The sequence below is a fragment of the Pontibacillus marinus BH030004 = DSM 16465 genome, assembly GCF_000425225.1.
Taxonomy (GTDB): domain Bacteria; phylum Bacillota; class Bacilli; order Bacillales; family BH030062; genus Pontibacillus; species Pontibacillus marinus.
In genome coordinates this window covers 197,093-214,135 of the sequence record NZ_AULJ01000008.1, presented here as the reverse complement: position 1 = coordinate 214,135, position 17,043 = coordinate 197,093, and the positions used below count along the sequence as shown (strand labels likewise).

The following is a 17,043-nucleotide window of genomic DNA, read 5'->3' as shown; positions in this document are numbered from 1 at the left end:
CTTTAATCTGTAATTAGATCATATGGTTCAAAGTAAGGCTGGAATACCCCAATTCGATCAAGTTCACTAACAGGAATCTGTTCGAGTACATCTTCCATGATTTCCGGATCCTTCATAAGTTCATACAGTGAAACGATCTTACCGAAATTATCCGTGATCTCTGGAACATAGTCATTTTTAAACTCAGATCCTGGTGCGCCTTGAAGACGGAATGAACGACGCTCAAGAACCTTTCCGTAAGCATCATAAGCTGTAACTTCAATGTCAGTTACATCTGCATTTAAACCTGCAAATGTAGTGGAGAACTGTCCCCCTGCCCCTCTTGTAAGGTTAGGACGTACCCCACGGTCCGTAACAACACTAATCTTATCAACGTCTTCTTCAGCATCAATTTTAATATTCGTAAGGTTAGGAGCAGTACGCTCATCTGAGATCAAACCATCACGGTAGTGAATTGTTTCTAACTGCTGAATATAAACTTTCGGTATATCAATCGCGATGTTTTCACTTGGAGTTTGTAAGATACCGCTGTTTAATTCCTGTGCTGTCTTACGCATAAATGCATTGTTGAAACCATCTGCTGTTTTAAACTTGAAAATCATTTTGTCGTTCTCAGAGTAAACACCACCACCGTAACGGTCCTTTAAAGCTCCTGATTCAATCGTTACTGTGTACTTCGTGTTGTACTCTAACAAACGGTCTGGGTGTGATGTATCAAATGTAATAAGTAGTTCAGTTGGATTATCTTCATTAATTTCTGCACTATAATTAAGATCCGGGTTAACTGGATTCGTTGTAACAGATACTTTACCAGTATTTAAGTTTGAAATTTTATCATCAAACTGAATAACTAAAGCCTGGTTTACACCTACACCAATCTTGTTAACACCAATTAATTCTGGAATTCGATAGATCTCATCACTTGAGCTCATACGGAATGGACTAGAGTCTGGATCAAAGTGATCTGAACCAGGGCTGAAATAAGCACTTACAACACTTGGCTTTTTCTCTGTGTAGAAAATTAAACGATCGAATACATCTGAGTTGAACTCACCTAAGCCATACTCATTTGTTTCTGTAGCAACTGCACCATCTGGAATATGAACGAAATATTGACGGTTTGGCTTGAGTGGTTTGAAGTCAATAATTAACTCATTTCCATTAGAGACAGTTGGAGTGCCAGTTAGATAATTTTCATTCGTTAATGTATCTAGTACCTTAATACCTTCCCCACCGTCTGTTAAAGAAATATCACTCTCAAATCGGATTGTAACATCCCCAAGGTTTCCTGAAAGTACTCCACGAGTATAGTTCCATTCAGTCTGGATGTTTGAAGGAGTTCCAGTTACGTAAAATCCAGTTTTCGTATTATCGTATCCAAAACCATCCTTAATTTGTGTAAATGAATCTGTTGAGAAACGGATTTCTCCTTGAGTGAGATCTGCGTCATTGACCATGCTTGAAATTTTTGCTGCAGATGTTGTATCAACAAATTGTGCATGTGGTTTTGGGATAACATTATTGTTATTGCTGTTATCCTCAATTACCCATTGATCACCTGGTTTATACTCATTTACTGGTATATCTAGTACAAGTAATTCATTAGCAGAAGATATACTATCTTTGTAGATATGAATTTTGTCATCATTTGTCTTATCTGCTACATAGGTGTTACTACCCTCACCTACAACAGTAAAATTATCAGAACCACTGTAACTTAGCATTAAAGCTTCAGTGTTCCCCCCATTTTTAACTGTAGGTTGGGCTGTACCCGGTTCATTATAGCCAGCTACAAGATAGACTTGATAATTCGTATTAGGCTGAATCTTATTGTTAAAGTTTAGCGTGATTGTAGAACCGGAGTTAATCGCTTGCTTGCCAGTTATAATGTCTGTATCAACATCTGTGCTAAATTTTGAGTACAGATCTTTATAAGGATCGACAACAATTTGTTCTAGTTCATTGCCACTTCCTGAATAAAACCCATAATCATCATCGAAATAGTTACTGATAGGTTTTGTGCTATCTGTTACAAGATAGTAAAGCATATCCGCTTCTTTAGTAGTATTAGCTTCCAACTCAATTGTAGCTGAATTCTGGTTAATGTCTGTAAATTCAATAGATGTAATATCATCATCAAGTGTTGCTGCAGCAGATACAAAAGCTGGATTTCCTATATTAGTAATGAAGGAAACCACTAAAGCTAATGATAGAAGAGTCATAGACTTTCTCATCATATTCTTCATCTCTTTTCTCCCCCTTTTATTTAAGCCTATATTCTTTCTCTGTAATCTTATCTCCAAATTCATCGTAAGCAATAAGCGTTATCGTTTGTCCAGCAGCTAAGCGTGGCGTGGCTAAACTGAACTTGTTATTCCCTTCATAGTGCATTGCAATTGTTTCTTTTCGAGTGCGTCCAGAATCTGTACGTACTTGGGCCTCAACATTCATTTTGTAGACAGCTTTCTTCACATTCACTTCAATTGTGTGAACATTTAGGAGTCCAAGATAATCATTCTCCACACTCACAATTTGATCTTCTGCAATATAAGGCTCCTCGTCATCATTGTGCACGACTACCTCAATAGATACAGTAAGACCAGTGTCTCCAACATCTCCTGTAGCAACAATGGTTCCTGTTTGAGATGTATTTACTGGAGCCCAAGATATGTCTTCTTGTGCTATAGATCCATCTTTGTAGGTAACTTCTACTGAAGATGGAAGCGTAGGTGTTTCTCCCGCTTCAACGGAAACTGGATCTAAGCTTTCAATCGATTCTACGTTACTTTCAATTGCATTCACTTTAAATTCTTTAGTGGTAGAGTTCCCATTTCGGTCTGTAACCTCTATAGAAAAGCTGTATTCCCCTTCTCTCGTAGAAGTACCTGATAAAACACCAGTTTCAGAGTCTAGTCTGATCCCTGATGGTAAGCGACTTCCGCGACCTCTTGACCATGTGTAAGGTTCCGCACCAAAGTCTGCTTGTAGTTGAGCATGGTATTCTTGTTCCAACAATACATTAGGTAATTTATTCGTTTTGATTTGGATGAAGCTATCTTCCAAACCGACTACATTTCGTAGTATTTTCATAGCATCTGCTTGAGCGATGTTTCCGTCCCCATCAACATCAGCTGAATTCTTCACATCATAACCACTAAGTGGGTTGTCACCACTCACATGCTGAAGAATGCGAAGTGCTTGGGCTGCGTTTACGTCATTGGTTCCTAATACATCCCCCATAGGACGCTCTTTGGTTAGCATGCCATTGAATCGTTCAAAGCGCTGGTCTCTGCCAGACTGGTCTTGCAAAGAAACTTCCTCAAGGGATAAAAGAGATTGTGTCCCTTTTCCTGCTGAATCTGAGATATCATATACGATATAGCCAATTGTCGCTTCTTCTACATTTACATTGTTTCCTTCATCACTAGAGATAAAGTCCACATATAACTCATCTCCATCTTTTCTAGGAGTGGTATTAAATTGGCCTCCATCGAACATTGGTGTTAACTCAAAACGCTCTAGTTCAAAAGCTGAACTCGTTGGATCATCAATTTTAAAACTTCCTGTGGAAATGCGAGAAAGATTATGTAATCGGATTGGCACTTTTACTTCCCCATCTAATCCACTTACACTCCCAACTTCTATCATTGGACTTCGAGTTGAAGCTGCATCTGACATTCCTGGAAGCATTAAAGTTGTTGTTAATACAAAAACCAATAAGGTCATCATCAATTTTCTCATGTTGGTCACCACCTTTTTGTTAGTTTACGGTAAACGGAAGTTGCACAGCTTCTTTTAGGCTGTCCCCGTGTGAGGATTGAATTTGATCATTAATTGTTAGTGTGTAACTCCCTTTTACATAGTGCTTAACAGGAGATACTGTTACAGACTTTTTATCTTTACTCATTTTAACCTTTACTGGAATCTTTTCACCTGTACGATCATCCGTCACGGTAATCGTATGTGGGTTTAACGTACTGCGATTCATTGGTGTATTGAACTTGATCGTCCAAGTCTTATTGGAATTGATGTTCTTTTGGCTAGCCTTTTTCTTTCCATTGAATGGTTTTACGTCTCCATCCACCACATTGAATGAAATAGGGTCACCATCTTCATCAAACAGTTGAACATTTGATAGATCTAAATCTGTGCTGTTCTTTCGGTTTCTGTGCATTAAACGGAATTCAAGAGTAAGTAATTCACCATCTTTAACCTCTCCGTCATCACTAGCCCATGCTGCCTTAATGACACCATTTCTTGCTTGATCAATATTTTTTACAAATAATGCTCCTTCAGGCATTGCATCTCCTTTTTCCGCTTCAGTAACATAACCTACATCAGCATCATAATGGAGCTCGAACGAACCTGCATCTGCATCTTCAATATCCGATACAAGCACGGATAAACTTACTGTGCGACCTCTTCTCTCTTCAAAACTTGATGTAATCATCACTTGCCCCCCACTTGCCGCCTCAACGATTTTTGGAGACGTGTTTGAAGGGTAGCTCATAAAACCTGTAAACAGGAGTAGAGCTGCGATGAGTGTAAACCACATTCTCTTTGACGTTTTCATCATCTTTTTCATAATTAGACACGAACTGGTTTCAACTTCGATGTCAGGTCCTTGGTGTATCAGCTCGTGCCTTCCCCCCTTTCATATTTTCAGATTGTAGAAGTATGTACTAAAACCTCGTATCCTGACAGTTCAATATATACTTTTATATCGGACATTTTTCATAGAAGATAAAGAATAAATTAGGATAAATCGAGAGATGAGACTATAGTCACTAATAAGAAAAGCGCAAGCGCCCGTTTAGCAAAGAAGGGACTGGACTGAGCCCGCAGTACGATTAACCAAACTTGCTGATTGACAAGCCGACAGGCGCAGACAGAAGCTTAGTTGCCGTGGTACTTTTATCTAGAAATTTAACTACGTCGGGCTCCTTCTTTGTTGAAATTTCATGGTACAAACGTATAAAGGAAACACGATTAGAGAAACGAATCGATGTTGACTTATCGTACGGAGGCGAGGGAAGTCCATTCGTTGCTGGGCGCTGGAGCTAGACATCTATGAGCTCTAATTTTCTTTACTTAAAAAAAGACCGCCCCAATAAGGGACGGCCTATCTCAACTTTATTTTACTTGGAATACTTTTGTAACTTCTTGTCTCATATTCGCTCCACCACTTGATTTTACTTTTGTGGTGACGACGAGCTGATAGAATTTGTTTCCTGTGTAGCCATCACCTGCTGGCGTAACGGTTACTTTTGTTTTACTAGAGTCTAATGACACATTCGCATCGACCTTGTTGCCACTTACATCTTGAACGTAAATACTCTCGTTATTGATGCTTGAATTCATTAACTCTGTACTGAATGTAATCGTCCATTCTTTATTATTGTTCACAAAGGCATGATCGACAAGGTTATGAAGGGATTCCTCTTCGTCTTTATAAGATGCACTTAAGCGATCTAGATGAAGGGTGCCCCAGTCCTTGTTATCTTCACTAGGTTCAGCAACGTATAGTTTACTTACCTTAAGTGGAAGTTTGGCTTCATTTGGAATGTCTGCTTTAACGTACTTCCATCCATTCCAGTTCAGTTCACCATTCTCCGTGAAGCTAATAGAGTACGTATCTCCATTACCATCTTGTATTTTGCCACGTAACCAGTGATCTTTGCCATCGCCGTAAACCCACATACCTAAGTGATCTGGTCTTCCATCGATTTCAATTGGATTTTCTCGAACAATGTAAGTTGCAGCAGTTCCAGTTTCACCAGTTGCAAAATTGTATTCGAGATGCATGGATGTATCTCCAGAAGCTACTGGTTCGAATGCTTTACTGATGCGATCTAAGCCACGAGCTCGAATTGTATCGAGATACCAAGCATTATTACTTGTGAATTCATCAATTACATCGCGTTCTCCACCAACTGAAATAGAAGTTTTATACTCATAGCCGTTAAGATCTGCTATAACTGAACCTTCAGCTGAGGTATCGGCTGCTGTTAATAAACCGTTTTGATCAATCTCTCCAATGTCACCTTCTGTCTTCCATTCGATCGTACTTTCATTAAAGATGAGCTTGGAATTATCATTTGAGAATGCTTGAGCATCAAATTGTTGTTCTACACCTGTACCTAAGTTCGCATCTCCAGGTGTAATTTCTAAGCGATCCACCGTTTCAACAACTTCAATCGGAAGCTTCTTCTCAGCATCTCCATAAGATATTACAATTTGTCCAGAGCCTTCATTTTCCGCGAAGAATGTTTCGCCTTCCATCCGGCCAACATTTCCTTCAACCGAATACTCTAACTTAGATTGATCAATATTAAGTGGGTTGTAGTATTGATCTAATAGATAATCTACAGCCACTCTTGTTGTGGACCCTTTTACAACTTTTCCATCTTCACGTCTGTGTGCTTCTAGAATAGCCGGAGCTCCAGTTGGTGCTGTGCTCACCGCATGTAAAGTTGTGGAAACAGCACGTTGTGTTCCACCAGATGGGCTGTTGAGGACAGTAGGGTACATATCACCTGGCTGTCTAGCTGCCATGGTAGTAGATCCACCACCATCTAGATTAATAGCATCATAGATTCCTTTGCTTTCAATATAATTCGCAAACTCCGATAATGTCATTCCATCACTAAAGCCATTTTGACGACCATCAACTGTAATAAAGTAAACTTTTGATCCATCTTTGTTTGTCCCAACAGCTGTACGAGGATGTCGTGTGTCTGCTCGGTAACTGTCTTTATCAATCGTTAAGTCGACTTCACCATTATTAACGAGCATAGGACCACTTGCCATCATAAACTTGGTGTCTTTCCATTTATCATCGATATCTACTCTTAGAGTGATATCTTCTCCAACCTCTGTGTACTTAAACTGTTCAGCCAGCTGTCCACCTTGAATAGAAAGAACAAATCCATCGTCAGGAATCTTTGTACGTCCCTCTTCCCCATATTCTCTAATATCAGTAATCTCACCGGTAATCAGGTCGCCAAACTTAATGTTATCAGAGTCAAGGGACTTGTCTGCATTTTCAACAGTAATCTCAATTCCATATTCATTTGTTTTCGTCCAATCCAAATGATAAGAGGAGGTGTATAAAATAATTTCCCCCGCGCCACGAGAACGGTTTAAGGAATCCACGCTAATTACGCCTCCATCATGGAGGAAACGCATGTCTAAATTATATTTTCCTATCATTGCTTTACCATCGTTAGTCATTCCAAATGCTGTAGGAACACTCATGTACTCGTCTGACCCAGCTGAAATCGCCCCTAAGTTAAATAGAGATTGATTTTCAGAGATTAAGTACGCCGGCATTGCATTAGTAGTATGATAGAAAGATCCGTTAATAGAACCTACTACTCGATTACCTTCTTTGCTCACATTTTTCGCTTGTGATGTCACCGTTCCAAGTGAAGGGAATGGTTTTGGATAATTCATTTGTATGGTTGTATTCGGATTACCTACATGAACCTGCATAATGTTCACATTTTCCTCAAGATAACCCTCATCTAATCTCTCAGTTTTATAAGTTGCACTAGGCAAAATTTTCTTCGTTTCTGTAATATCATAACCCGCTGCTTCTACCTTTCCTTGATCAGTCCAGTTTAACCAGGACAACTCCATCGAAGAGCCGATGAGTTGAAAGATTACTAGAACCGAAAGGACTCGAACAAACCACTGATGTCTTAGTCTCTTATGTAGCATAATGATCCTCCCTTAGTATCTCTTTCTCTACTTACTAAAATTATACAATTTTTGCATATAAAAATACACTGGACAAATGAACGATTCTACACAATTATAGACGTTTACAGGCCTAGAAAAGTTTCACTCACCACCCAATTTTTATGACATAACTCCATTCAATTCGACACATACTCTCTCAAATATTCCAAATAATAGAATTTAACCCAACATACTGATTCCCAATTCCTATTAAAAGAAAACACAAATTTTTGGCAATAAAAAAACCGGCTGATGTTAGCCGGTCTCTCTACACGATTTAATTATTGCGCTTTAAACTGACCCAATTGGGATATAAGTTGTTCAATCATTTCTTCTGATGTATCAATATGATAACGTTCTGTTTTATCAATAAGCGATTCAAGGATTGTTTGTAGTTTTTCTGAGTTTAGTCTTTCCATGTTGACCACCTCGATGTATTTTATGCTTCGTTAAATGTTTCGTCACTGTGAAATGCCTAACGACTAGCTTTATTTGTTTTCTTCCCTATTCTCGCTTTTCCAAACATATACATATAAACAAAAGAGACTCCAATTACAGCTCCAATTGTATCTAACAGAACATCGCCGAAATAAGGGGTTCGGTTTGGAGTGAATCCTTGGTGTACCTCATCCAGTGATGCATATAACACGGTTATGAAAAAGCTCCACCCTATACATGTACGAAGCATCAGACTCGTTGTCTTCCGAAAAGCTATATAAATCAATAAAAACAAAAGGAGAAATACGGTTACGTGTGCTCCTTTTCGTATAAAATACTCAATAAACCCTTCTACACCTAAAGCGGCAACACTCACCTCAGAGTGATGATACGTAAATGTAATGGAGTCTAGAAAAGGTTTTAAAAAGGATAAATCAGTGTATTTACTTAAAAGTGGCTTCATATCTTGTTCTTGATATGGGGTGGATGATGAGTAAAAGATCATACCCATCCAAGTGAGCGGCAAAAACCAATAGAACATCTTTTTCATGTCTAGTGCTCCTTGAAATATTTCTCTCATTCTACCACACCCCTATCACAACTGGTATAACAATTCCATTACATTTCTCGCATTTTATTTTTCATTTCGATAACATTATAATTAGAAGTAATTAAGTAATAGCGGAAGGAGTCTAACCATGACCATTAAAAAGGCAATCATACCAGCAGCAGGACTAGGAACTAGGTTTTTACCTGCAACAAAAGCTATGCCGAAGGAAATGCTCCCAATTGTAGACAAGCCAACCATTCAATACATAGTAGAAGAAGCCATTGAATCAGGCATTGAAGATATTATTATTGTTACGGGTAAAGGGAAACGAGCGATTGAGGACCATTTTGACCATGCTTTCGAACTTGAAGAAAACTTGGTTAAGAAGGAAAAGCTAGAGCTTCTAGAAAAAGTAAAGCAATCTTCAAAAGTAGAAATTCACTACATTCGCCAAAAAGAACCGATGGGACTAGGCCATGCCGTTTGGTGTGCACGTAAATTCATTGGTGACGAGCCTTTTGCAGTGTTACTAGGTGATGACATTGTAGAGTCCGAAACCCCTTGCTTAAAGCAGCTTATCGAACAATATGAAGAAACACGTTCTTCTGTAGTAGGCGTGAAATCTGTACCTGAAGATGAAACTCACCGTTACGGTATTATTGACCCTTCTGATCAAGAAGGTGATCGCTATCATGTTCGCAACTTTATCGAAAAGCCACAGCCAGGTGACGCCCCATCTAACTTAGCAATTATGGGCCGCTATATTTTAACACCTGAAGTGATGATGTTCTTGGATAAGCAAGAGATTGGTGCTGGTAATGAAGTTCAATTAACAGATGCGATTCAGAAACTCAATGAAATTCAGCGTGTGTTTGCTTATGAGTTTCAAGGGGATCGTTATGATGTTGGTGAGAAACTAGGGTTTATCAAAACGTCCATTGAACTTGCTTTGAAGCGTGATGAGCTTCGTCCTGAGCTTATTCACTTTATTGAGGACTTGCTGGAAAGGTATAAGCGTACGGATTGGTAATACTATATTAGTTTGAAACGGGCACTCTGGCTTTGGTTGGAGTGCTCTTTTTTTGGTTAGAATGGTCATAGTTCTGGATTGAGCTCTTTTCTTTCTGAATAGAGCCTACTTAACTCTGGATGGAGCTCCTTTCTTTTTGGATAGAAAACTCTTAATTCTGGATTGAACTCCTACCTTTCTGGATAGAACACTCTTAATTCTGGATTGAGCTCCTTTCTTTCTGGATAGCATCCTCTTAATTCTGGATTGAGCTCCTATCTTTCTGGATAGCATCCTCTTAATTCTGGATTGAGCTCCTACCTTTCTGGATAGCATCCTCTTAATTCTGGATTGAGTAAAAAGAAGGCACGTGATAGATCCTATCACATGCCTTCTCTATATCCACTTCAACAATTCCTGCTGCTCCTTATGTCGTTCAACCGCTTCATCCAAACTAACCTCTTTAAATGAAACCTTTCCCCCAGGCGGTAACTGAGCCACTTTCCACAAATCAGCCGTCGCCACAGTTCCTATGGTTGCATAGCCTCCAGTCGTTTGACTGTCAGCCATCAGGATAATGGGATTTCCACTAGATGGAACTTGGATGGTTCCAAATGTAGTCGGTTCCGATAAGATATCTCCGCGATTTTTGAAGCGCAGCTTATGATCGTTTTTCAGTTGAATCCCCATTCGATCGCCACCTGCGACTTGGTACTCCGTTTCAAAAAAAGCAGCATAACTATCTTCTTCAAAAAGGTCTTGATGATGGTGACTAGGAATAACGCCGACCTCTATCTCTTTTTCATATGAGGGCAGATATTGCTCTACTACTCCCCTTTTAACTAGAGTATAAGATTCTTCCTTCACATATATAGAGTCAGACTTGGATACTTTCTCACCAAGTCCTCCACGTTCATAGACAGAATAACTCCCTAAATAAGAAGGAACGTCAAACCCACCTTCTACAGCAACATAAGCACGCGTCCCATTTATAGGACCGCCAAACTTCAACGTATCTCCCTTTTGAATCACAAACGTTTTCCATAGTGGAGCAACTTCACCATTGAGTTTGGCATCTAAGTCAGCACCGCAGATCACAATTCGATGGTCTTTTTCCGCAATCAGTTCGGTTCCGCCAAACGTGACTTCAAGACATGCTTGTTCCTCGCTATTTTGAACAAGATGGTTTGCGATTAGACATGCGTAACGATCGATCGCACCTGATACGGGAACGCCCTTTGATTGATACCCGTAACGACCTTGGTCTTGAATGGACGTGTACACGCCCTCTTTCTTTATTGAAAAAATCGGTACACTCATGCTACTCCCCCACACTCTGCACAGTTATTCCTTTTTCTTCAAGTACACGCTTCATATGTCCAGCATGATCAAAAGCAGATAGACCATCTCCATGGAAGCAGATTGTGTCTGGATTTAAATCAATGTTTTTTCCGGACGACGTAGTTACCTTTCCGTACTCCACCATGTTTAAGACCTGTTTTTCAATTTCTTCTTTTGTTGTTAATACAGCATGATCGTGACTTCTTGGTGTGAGGAGTCCCTCATCTGTGTACGTACGATCTGCAAAGGCTTCAGCAGCCACACGCAAACCTAGGCGCTTTCCTTCATCTAACAGGAGACTGTTACATAACCCATATAAAATAAGAGAGGAGTCAAAATCATACACAGCTTTTGCGATAGCCTCAGCAACTTCCTTTTGCTTAGCAGCCATATTATACAAAGCTCCGTGCGGCTTCACATGACTGAGTTGTACATCATGCACACGACAATAACCAGAGATCGCTCCCAATTGATAGATCATAGCACGATAAATTTCTTCCGGGGACATGCTCATATCTCTGCGGCCAAATCCAAATAAATCAGGAAAACCAGGGTGAGCCCCAATCGCCACACCTTTCTCTTTTGCTAACTGAATCGTCGAATCCATTACATTGTAATCGCCCGCATGAAAACCACAAGCAATGTTGGCTGAGGAGATGACTTCAAGAAGCTTTTCATCCTCTCCAACTTGAAACGCTCCATAACTTTCACCTAAGTCAGCATTGATATCAATTCGAGTCATTCTTATCCTCCTCCTCGACGTACTTCGATTTCATAAGTGCCACGCTTCACACGCTCTTGAATGGAGTGCCATTCATCTTCATTAACTTCTTTAAATCGTATCGACTGACCGGCTTTTAATAAAAAAGGCTCCTCCCGTTCTGGATCAAAAAGTTTTACAGGAGTATGACCGATGATATTCCAACCACCTGGTGAGTCGAGTGGATATACACCAGTTTGTTGATCTGCTATCCCCACTGAACCCGCTTGAACTTCTTGACGCGGGGTTTCTAGTCTTGGAGTAGTGAGCTTTTTATCTAAACCACCCAAGTATGGGAAACCTGGTAAAAAGCCGATCATATAAACAAGGTAGTCACTCGCCTTATGGCGTGAAATCACATCTTCTGGCGTTAACCCGTTATGTTGAGCAACTGTTTCTAAGTCAGGGCCCTTTTCCCCACCGTAAAGAACAGGAATAATAACTTCCTCTCGACTGATACTTTCATCACCTATTTCAAGGTCTTTCCATGTCTTATGGATAGATTTAGAAAGGTAGTCATAGCTCGTAACTAACGGGTCAAAATAAACAGCAATCGTCGTATAAGCAGGAACGACCTCTATGATTGATCGAAATTCGTTTTGTTCTACTGCTTTCGCTAAAGCCAGTACCTTCTGATTAACTTCAGGAGAAATGGTATCATCTACAACGATCGTTAAACCTGAGTCACCTAAAGGATGAATGTTTATGTCATTTCCCATTTGTTAAAGCCTCCCTACGACAACGTTTCAATAGAGATTTCGATGGCTTTGGTTAAATCATGTTGAGACCAACTCGGAACTTTCTTGTGTTGAATGGCAAGTTCATGTGAAGCTGGGATATGGATGAACCCTGCTGGTACAGTTCGACTTTGCTGTTTAAGTTCATATAACGCTTGATACATTACATGATTACAGAGATACGTACCTGCTGTGTTTGAAATGTCTGACGGGTATCCCGCTTCGTTCAGGCTTGCCACAATCCCTCTTATAGGTAGCGTTGAAAAAAGCCCATCTGGACCATCCTCAATAATCCTTTCCCCTTCAGGTAGATTCCCTTCATTATCACGCTCTCCATCATTACAGTTCACAGCAATTCGCTCAGGAGTAATCTTATAACGACCACCCGCAAGACCTAAAGCGATCACAGCATCAGGCTTTTCAGAGCGTATGTGCTCGATCATCTCTTCTCCTGATGATTTATAATCTACCTTTAACACTTTTCCTACGATTTCATATCCATTTATGTATTTTCCATGTAATTCATCTACAATGCTCATAGTAGGGTTAATTGTGAAATCTAAGAATGGTTCAAACCCGGTCAGCAGCAACTTTTTCATAAACACCTCTCCTTACATTCATGTTTATCCTTAATCGTATCATACCCTCCACATATTTATAGAAAAACCTCCTGAGACAGGAGGTTTTATCGTACGAGCATTCCCATCTTCATATAATTCCAAATGGTTTTGCCGTTTGATTCTTTTGTTTGTAAGAGTGATAAATGATCTAAGTTGATTGGCGTTAGGAATAGGCTTCCTTCTCGGAACTGGCTTTCTTTTTCGTCTGCAACCCATTGCCCTAGGGCTAATCCATCCGTAACTTGAACAAGGTCGCCCATGGTCATGCCAAGTTCAATAGGTTGAATCACGGTTTCGCCTTTGTCTGTCATAGCCCAAACAAAGCGCTGTTTCTTAAATGGTAATGGATCTACTTGATCGGTTGTTTGGTCTTCCGTGTCTGATTCATCTGTTGGATTATCTTTTTCCTTAGCAGGCTCTACTTCCTCAATTCGCTCCTGAATCCAGCCTATCTCAGCTGTAATGGCATTTTGCGCTTCATTCGTAATGAAGGAAACGGTAGTATGATAACCAGGGTTCAGGTCCTCTTTCAGATCTTCAACCTGAATTTCATAAGGATAGTAACTTACCTCATCCTCTTCTTTCTCTGGGTACGTACCAATTGTATCCACGGTTCCCTTCCATGCATATTCTTGGTTCAACAATTCTCCGCGTGCTTTCATATCGGTTGTGATTTGTTGATGAACGCCTTCGTCCACTAAGCCTCTTATAACAAGATCTGATTGCTTCAAGGTAACGACAGGTTCTTGAAGAGACTGAGAAAGATTCGTGACCGTTCCCTCATAAGGACTGGCAACCTGTACTACTTGATCTCTGCTCTCCAGGTCACTTAATCGGTCCTCTAGTGCAGTGAGCTGCGCTTCTTTTTGCGCAATTTGAGATTCAACTTTTGCAATACGTTGTTGTTTGGCTACCTCTGCTTCGGCAAATGGTCGTTGATTCTCTTCTTCTGGATCTGGTTCCGGAACATCAATAAATTCAACACTCATTAAATAGTCCTCTAAAGCAAGAAGTTCTCCTTCTATCTTAGCTATTTCTGTTTCGGTTTCAGCTATGCTTTTTTGGTAGTCACGAACCGCGTATTCATAAATAGGTGTGCCTGATTCAACGGATTGTCCCTCTTTAACTAAAAATCGTTGAAAAGATCCCAATTTCTCATCAAAATAAACGTGATTTTCTGTTGTTGCTCTAAGTGTTCCTTCTGCTAACAGTTCGTTATATAGATCCTCTTCAAACGTTTGCTCCCATTTTTGTATGTAAGATTTTTGTTGAATGTTCGTTTCATCCAGCCAAACGAGAAACAAATTGACTATAGCAAAAGAAAGAATCAATAGGCTCGTCAGCCAGAGCTTTGTCTTTTTCTTCATCTCGATTCCCCGCATTCTTTTACTCTTTTTAAAGTATAGATTTTACAGTAATTGAAGGTCGTATATCGCTAGGGTAGCTGCTACTGCCCAATAAAAAATATGGAGAAGGATAACTAAAATCCATGCCTTCCATTTAGCCATTTCAGAAAAATCGGTGATCGATTTCCATTGGAACCACATGATCCAAATCTGAAATATAGATAAAGCTCCAAAAAAGTAGATCCACCAATCGATTTGCGTTATGTAAGACGTAATAATACCAAATGATAATGGAGATACGTACCAATCAAGACCTATGTAATGAATGAAAAACACCCATGTAAGTCGTTCAATAAACATTACTAAAAGCACATTCAGTTGCACAGTCACAAGTTTACGATATGGGATATCGGTGAATATCCAGAATACTAGTGGTGTAAAAAATAGAATGGCTAGAGCTAAAATGATTCCAAAGATTATCCTTCCCAAAAGGAAGAAGAGCTTTAAGGACTCGTATTCTGCAAAGCTAAGTTCAGTGGCTATCACAGAAATCGGATCCATCCCAAGACCTTTCCATGCTAAAAAACCGAATAACAACATGGAAAAAACAAAAAACCACGCCACTCGTTTCCAGAGTCCGTGCAATTGTTCCGCCTGTCGAATCCTGAAAAGACTGTCCTCTCTTCTAAAAAATAACTTTGCTACTTGTACGTGGTATGACATTTACTTCATCCTTTTATATGAGTTTCCTAATAAATAGTTATAGCGTATATCATATAACCTAAAACCACCACTATTAAACTCTTTTTTCAAAAAATAGGCTAAAAAACTTATGATGGAAAAAGCTTTTTCTTATCTCTCCTAATAAATATTTCCCCAGAATTCGGTGATGATAAAGAAAAGGAACACTTGAGAAAACAATTTACAAATATTATTTGACATCGTTCGGCAATAATTGCGTATAATGGGTAGGACTTAAAACATAGGAGGCTATTTTAATTTATGGGAAATCCACAGAGGAAAAAGTTAGAGAAAACCCTTAAACCCCATTGGGTCTGGGCCATTGCATTTGGTTCAGCTGTTGGTTGGGGAGCATTTGTACTTCCAACAGACTGGATGGATGGTAAAGGACCATTGGCCGTTGTTATCGGGTTGATTTTAGGAGCCATACTAATGACAATCATTGGTGTAAGTTATGGTTTCCTAATCAAACACTTTCCTGTTTCCGGAGGAGAATTCGCTTATGCATATATCGGTTTTGGACGAACCAATGCCTTTATAGCAGGGTGGTTCCTCACACTAGGTTATATTTGTATCGTAGCACTGAACGCTTCAGCATTAGCGTTGCTCGGTAAATTCCTGTTCCCGTCGATCGTTAAAGTCGGTTATCTTTACACAGTTGCCGGATGGGACGTTTACCTTGGTGAAGTGCTTATTTCAACAATCGCTATTATCATATTCGCTATCTTAAATATTCGCGGTGCAAGCTTTTCAGGTCGAACACAGTTTATATTTACGATGGTTTTACTTGGTGGTATTACACTATTAGGTATATCAGTATTTCTTAATGATTCAGCAACAGTTAGTAACATTCAGCCAGCTTTTGCACCAGGAAAGCCAGCGATTGCTTCCATTATAGCTGTTTTAGCAATTGCTCCGTGGGCTTATGTTGGTTTTGACAATATTCCGCAGGCTGCAGAGGAGTTTAACTTCCCTCCTGAAAAAGCATTCCGCTTAATTGTATATGCTTTAATCGCAGCTGGTGCCGCTTATTCAGCTATGATCTTAATCACTGCAAGCATTCAACCTTGGCAAGAGTTAATCCAGCAGGTAAAAGATACAAACTCTAGCTGGGGTACGGGTTATGCGATCGAAGGGCTCTTAGGACGCGCAGGCGTCTTCGTTATTGCAACCGCATTAACAATGGGAATTTTCACTGGACTTAACGGTTTCTTCCTATCGTCCAGTCGTTTAATGTTCGCTATGGGACGAGCTCGCATCTTGCCAGAGATGTTCCATCGCATTCACCCACGCTTCAAAACACCATATGTAGGCATCATTTTCACAGCCTTAATTACTTTAATTGCTCCTTGGTTTGGACGTGAAGCCTTAGGTTGGGTTGTTAGTATGTCTTCTGTCGGTGTTACAATTGCGTATTTCTACTGCTGTGCTACAGCGTTTAAGAAATTTTCAACACCAGGGAAGAAAACTTTATCCTTCTTAGGTATCTTGAGTGCACTCGGCTTCTTCATCTTACTCATGGCTTGGCCGTTAAACTCTTCCTTAACAGCACCATCTTATATCGCACTAGGTATTTGGGTGCTACTAGGTGTTATTTTCTATATCTCTAAACAAAAAGATTATAATAAAATTCCAACAAAAGAACTTAACTACCTTATTCTTGAAAAAGAAGAGGTATAAAGCTAAATTGAGCCAGCTCTTTATCCAAGAGTTGGCTCTTTTAATGCATTTTAATTAAAAATTTTACAATAATATTTC

At 39.7% G+C, this 17,043-nt stretch carries 14 protein-coding genes; 2 read left to right on the top strand and 12 right to left on the bottom strand.

Annotation, left to right across the window (positions count from 1 at the left end; translation table 11 throughout):
• Positions 1-2: 2 nt before the first annotated feature.
• The 6 genes from H514_RS0102160 to H514_RS0102135 all read right to left on the bottom strand — a co-directional run bounded on the left by H514_RS0102160 (position 3) and on the right by H514_RS0102135 (position 8,761).
• Positions 3-2,246, bottom strand: a complete 2,244-nt coding sequence (locus H514_RS0102160; RefSeq protein ID WP_027445461.1) for an Ig-like domain-containing domain — start codon at positions 2,244-2,246, stop codon at positions 3-5.
• Positions 2,247-2,262: 16 nt separating this feature from the next.
• Entirely contained in the window at positions 2,263-3,741 is a 1,479-nt protein-coding gene (locus H514_RS0102155) for a putative Ig domain-containing protein (protein ID WP_027445460.1), read from the bottom strand.
• A 19-nt stretch (positions 3,742-3,760) separates the two neighbouring features.
• Entirely contained in the window at positions 3,761-4,450 is a 690-nt protein-coding gene (locus tag H514_RS0102150) for an Ig-like domain-containing protein (protein ID WP_027445459.1), read from the bottom strand.
• 683 nt (positions 4,451-5,133) lie between these two features.
• Complete coding sequence (locus tag H514_RS0102145) at positions 5,134-7,722, bottom strand: phosphodiester glycosidase family protein (protein ID WP_027445458.1); 2,589 nt, start codon at positions 7,720-7,722, stop codon at positions 5,134-5,136.
• A 302-nt stretch (positions 7,723-8,024) separates the two neighbouring features.
• On the bottom strand, positions 8,025-8,162 hold the full coding sequence (locus H514_RS24535) for a hypothetical protein (RefSeq protein ID WP_154657300.1): 138 nt from the start codon (positions 8,160-8,162) through the stop codon (positions 8,025-8,027).
• 56 nt (positions 8,163-8,218) lie between these two features.
• On the bottom strand, positions 8,219-8,761 hold the full coding sequence (locus tag H514_RS0102135) for a VanZ family protein (RefSeq protein ID WP_231566618.1): 543 nt from the start codon (positions 8,759-8,761) through the stop codon (positions 8,219-8,221).
• Between the two features lie 118 nt (positions 8,762-8,879).
• Here H514_RS0102135 and galU point away from each other — a divergent pair, with 118 nt between their 5' ends.
• Positions 8,880-9,761, top strand: coding sequence for a UTP--glucose-1-phosphate uridylyltransferase GalU (gene galU, locus H514_RS0102130; RefSeq protein ID WP_027445456.1), 882 nt, complete (start codon positions 8,880-8,882; stop codon positions 9,759-9,761).
• Positions 9,762-10,136: 375 nt separating this feature from the next.
• Here the strand turns inward: galU and H514_RS0102120 are convergent, their stop codons facing one another.
• From H514_RS0102120 to H514_RS0102095, 6 genes are all read right to left on the bottom strand, one after another.
• Complete coding sequence (locus H514_RS0102120; RefSeq protein ID WP_027445454.1) at positions 10,137-11,060, bottom strand: 5-oxoprolinase subunit C family protein; 924 nt, start codon at positions 11,058-11,060, stop codon at positions 10,137-10,139.
• Position 11,061: 1 nt separating this feature from the next.
• Entirely contained in the window at positions 11,062-11,823 is a 762-nt protein-coding gene (locus H514_RS0102115) for a LamB/YcsF family protein (protein ID WP_027445453.1), read from the bottom strand.
• A 2-nt stretch (positions 11,824-11,825) separates the two neighbouring features.
• Complete coding sequence (pxpB, locus tag H514_RS0102110) at positions 11,826-12,560, bottom strand: 5-oxoprolinase subunit PxpB (protein ID WP_036842721.1); 735 nt, start codon at positions 12,558-12,560, stop codon at positions 11,826-11,828.
• Between the two features lie 14 nt (positions 12,561-12,574).
• Positions 12,575-13,177, bottom strand: coding sequence for a pyroglutamyl-peptidase I (locus H514_RS0102105; RefSeq protein WP_027445451.1), 603 nt, complete (start codon positions 13,175-13,177; stop codon positions 12,575-12,577).
• A gap of 86 nt (positions 13,178-13,263) precedes the next feature.
• Positions 13,264-14,565 (bottom strand): efflux RND transporter periplasmic adaptor subunit, encoded by a 1,302-nt coding sequence (locus tag H514_RS0102100; protein ID WP_154657299.1) that lies wholly within the window; start codon positions 14,563-14,565, stop codon positions 13,264-13,266.
• Between the two features lie 42 nt (positions 14,566-14,607).
• Entirely contained in the window at positions 14,608-15,267 is a 660-nt protein-coding gene (locus tag H514_RS0102095) for a hypothetical protein (RefSeq protein ID WP_027445449.1), read from the bottom strand.
• Between the two features lie 279 nt (positions 15,268-15,546).
• Between H514_RS0102095 and H514_RS0102090 the strand changes: the two genes are divergently transcribed.
• A complete protein-coding gene (locus H514_RS0102090; protein ID WP_027445448.1) occupies positions 15,547-16,965 on the top strand; it encodes an APC family permease in 1,419 nt (472 codons plus the stop codon).
• Positions 16,966-17,043 lie beyond the last annotated feature (78 nt).

What these genes read in the sequence shown, in the direction of transcription:
- H514_RS0102090 (WP_027445448.1), top strand. Translation starts at nt 15,547, where the DNA reads ATGGGAAATCCACAGAGGAAAAAGTTAGAGAAAACCCTTAAACCCCAT.
- H514_RS0102105 (WP_027445451.1), bottom strand. Translation starts at nt 13,177, where the DNA reads ATGAAAAAGTTGCTGCTGACCGGGTTTGAACCATTCTTAGATTTCACA.
- H514_RS0102135 (WP_231566618.1), bottom strand. Translation starts at nt 8,761, where the DNA reads ATGAGAGAAATATTTCAAGGAGCACTAGACATGAAAAAGATGTTCTAT.
- H514_RS0102115 (WP_027445453.1), bottom strand. Translation starts at nt 11,823, where the DNA reads ATGACTCGAATTGATATCAATGCTGACTTAGGTGAAAGTTATGGAGCG.
- H514_RS0102145 (WP_027445458.1), bottom strand. Translation starts at nt 7,722, where the DNA reads ATGCTACATAAGAGACTAAGACATCAGTGGTTTGTTCGAGTCCTTTCG.
- H514_RS0102120 (WP_027445454.1), bottom strand. Translation starts at nt 11,060, where the DNA reads ATGAGTGTACCGATTTTTTCAATAAAGAAAGAGGGCGTGTACACGTCC.
- H514_RS0102160 (WP_027445461.1), bottom strand. Translation starts at nt 2,246, where the DNA reads ATGAAGAATATGATGAGAAAGTCTATGACTCTTCTATCATTAGCTTTA.
- H514_RS0102095 (WP_027445449.1), bottom strand. Translation starts at nt 15,267, where the DNA reads ATGTCATACCACGTACAAGTAGCAAAGTTATTTTTTAGAAGAGAGGAC.
- H514_RS0102150 (WP_027445459.1), bottom strand. Translation starts at nt 4,450, where the DNA reads ATGATTACATCAAGTTTTGAAGAGAGAAGAGGTCGCACAGTAAGTTTA.
- H514_RS0102100 (WP_154657299.1), bottom strand. Translation starts at nt 14,565, where the DNA reads ATGAAGAAAAAGACAAAGCTCTGGCTGACGAGCCTATTGATTCTTTCT.
- pxpB (WP_036842721.1), bottom strand. Translation starts at nt 12,560, where the DNA reads ATGGGAAATGACATAAACATTCATCCTTTAGGTGACTCAGGTTTAACG.
- H514_RS0102155 (WP_027445460.1), bottom strand. Translation starts at nt 3,741, where the DNA reads ATGAGAAAATTGATGATGACCTTATTGGTTTTTGTATTAACAACAACT.
- H514_RS24535 (WP_154657300.1), bottom strand. Translation starts at nt 8,162, where the DNA reads ATGGAAAGACTAAACTCAGAAAAACTACAAACAATCCTTGAATCGCTT.
- galU (WP_027445456.1), top strand. Translation starts at nt 8,880, where the DNA reads ATGACCATTAAAAAGGCAATCATACCAGCAGCAGGACTAGGAACTAGG.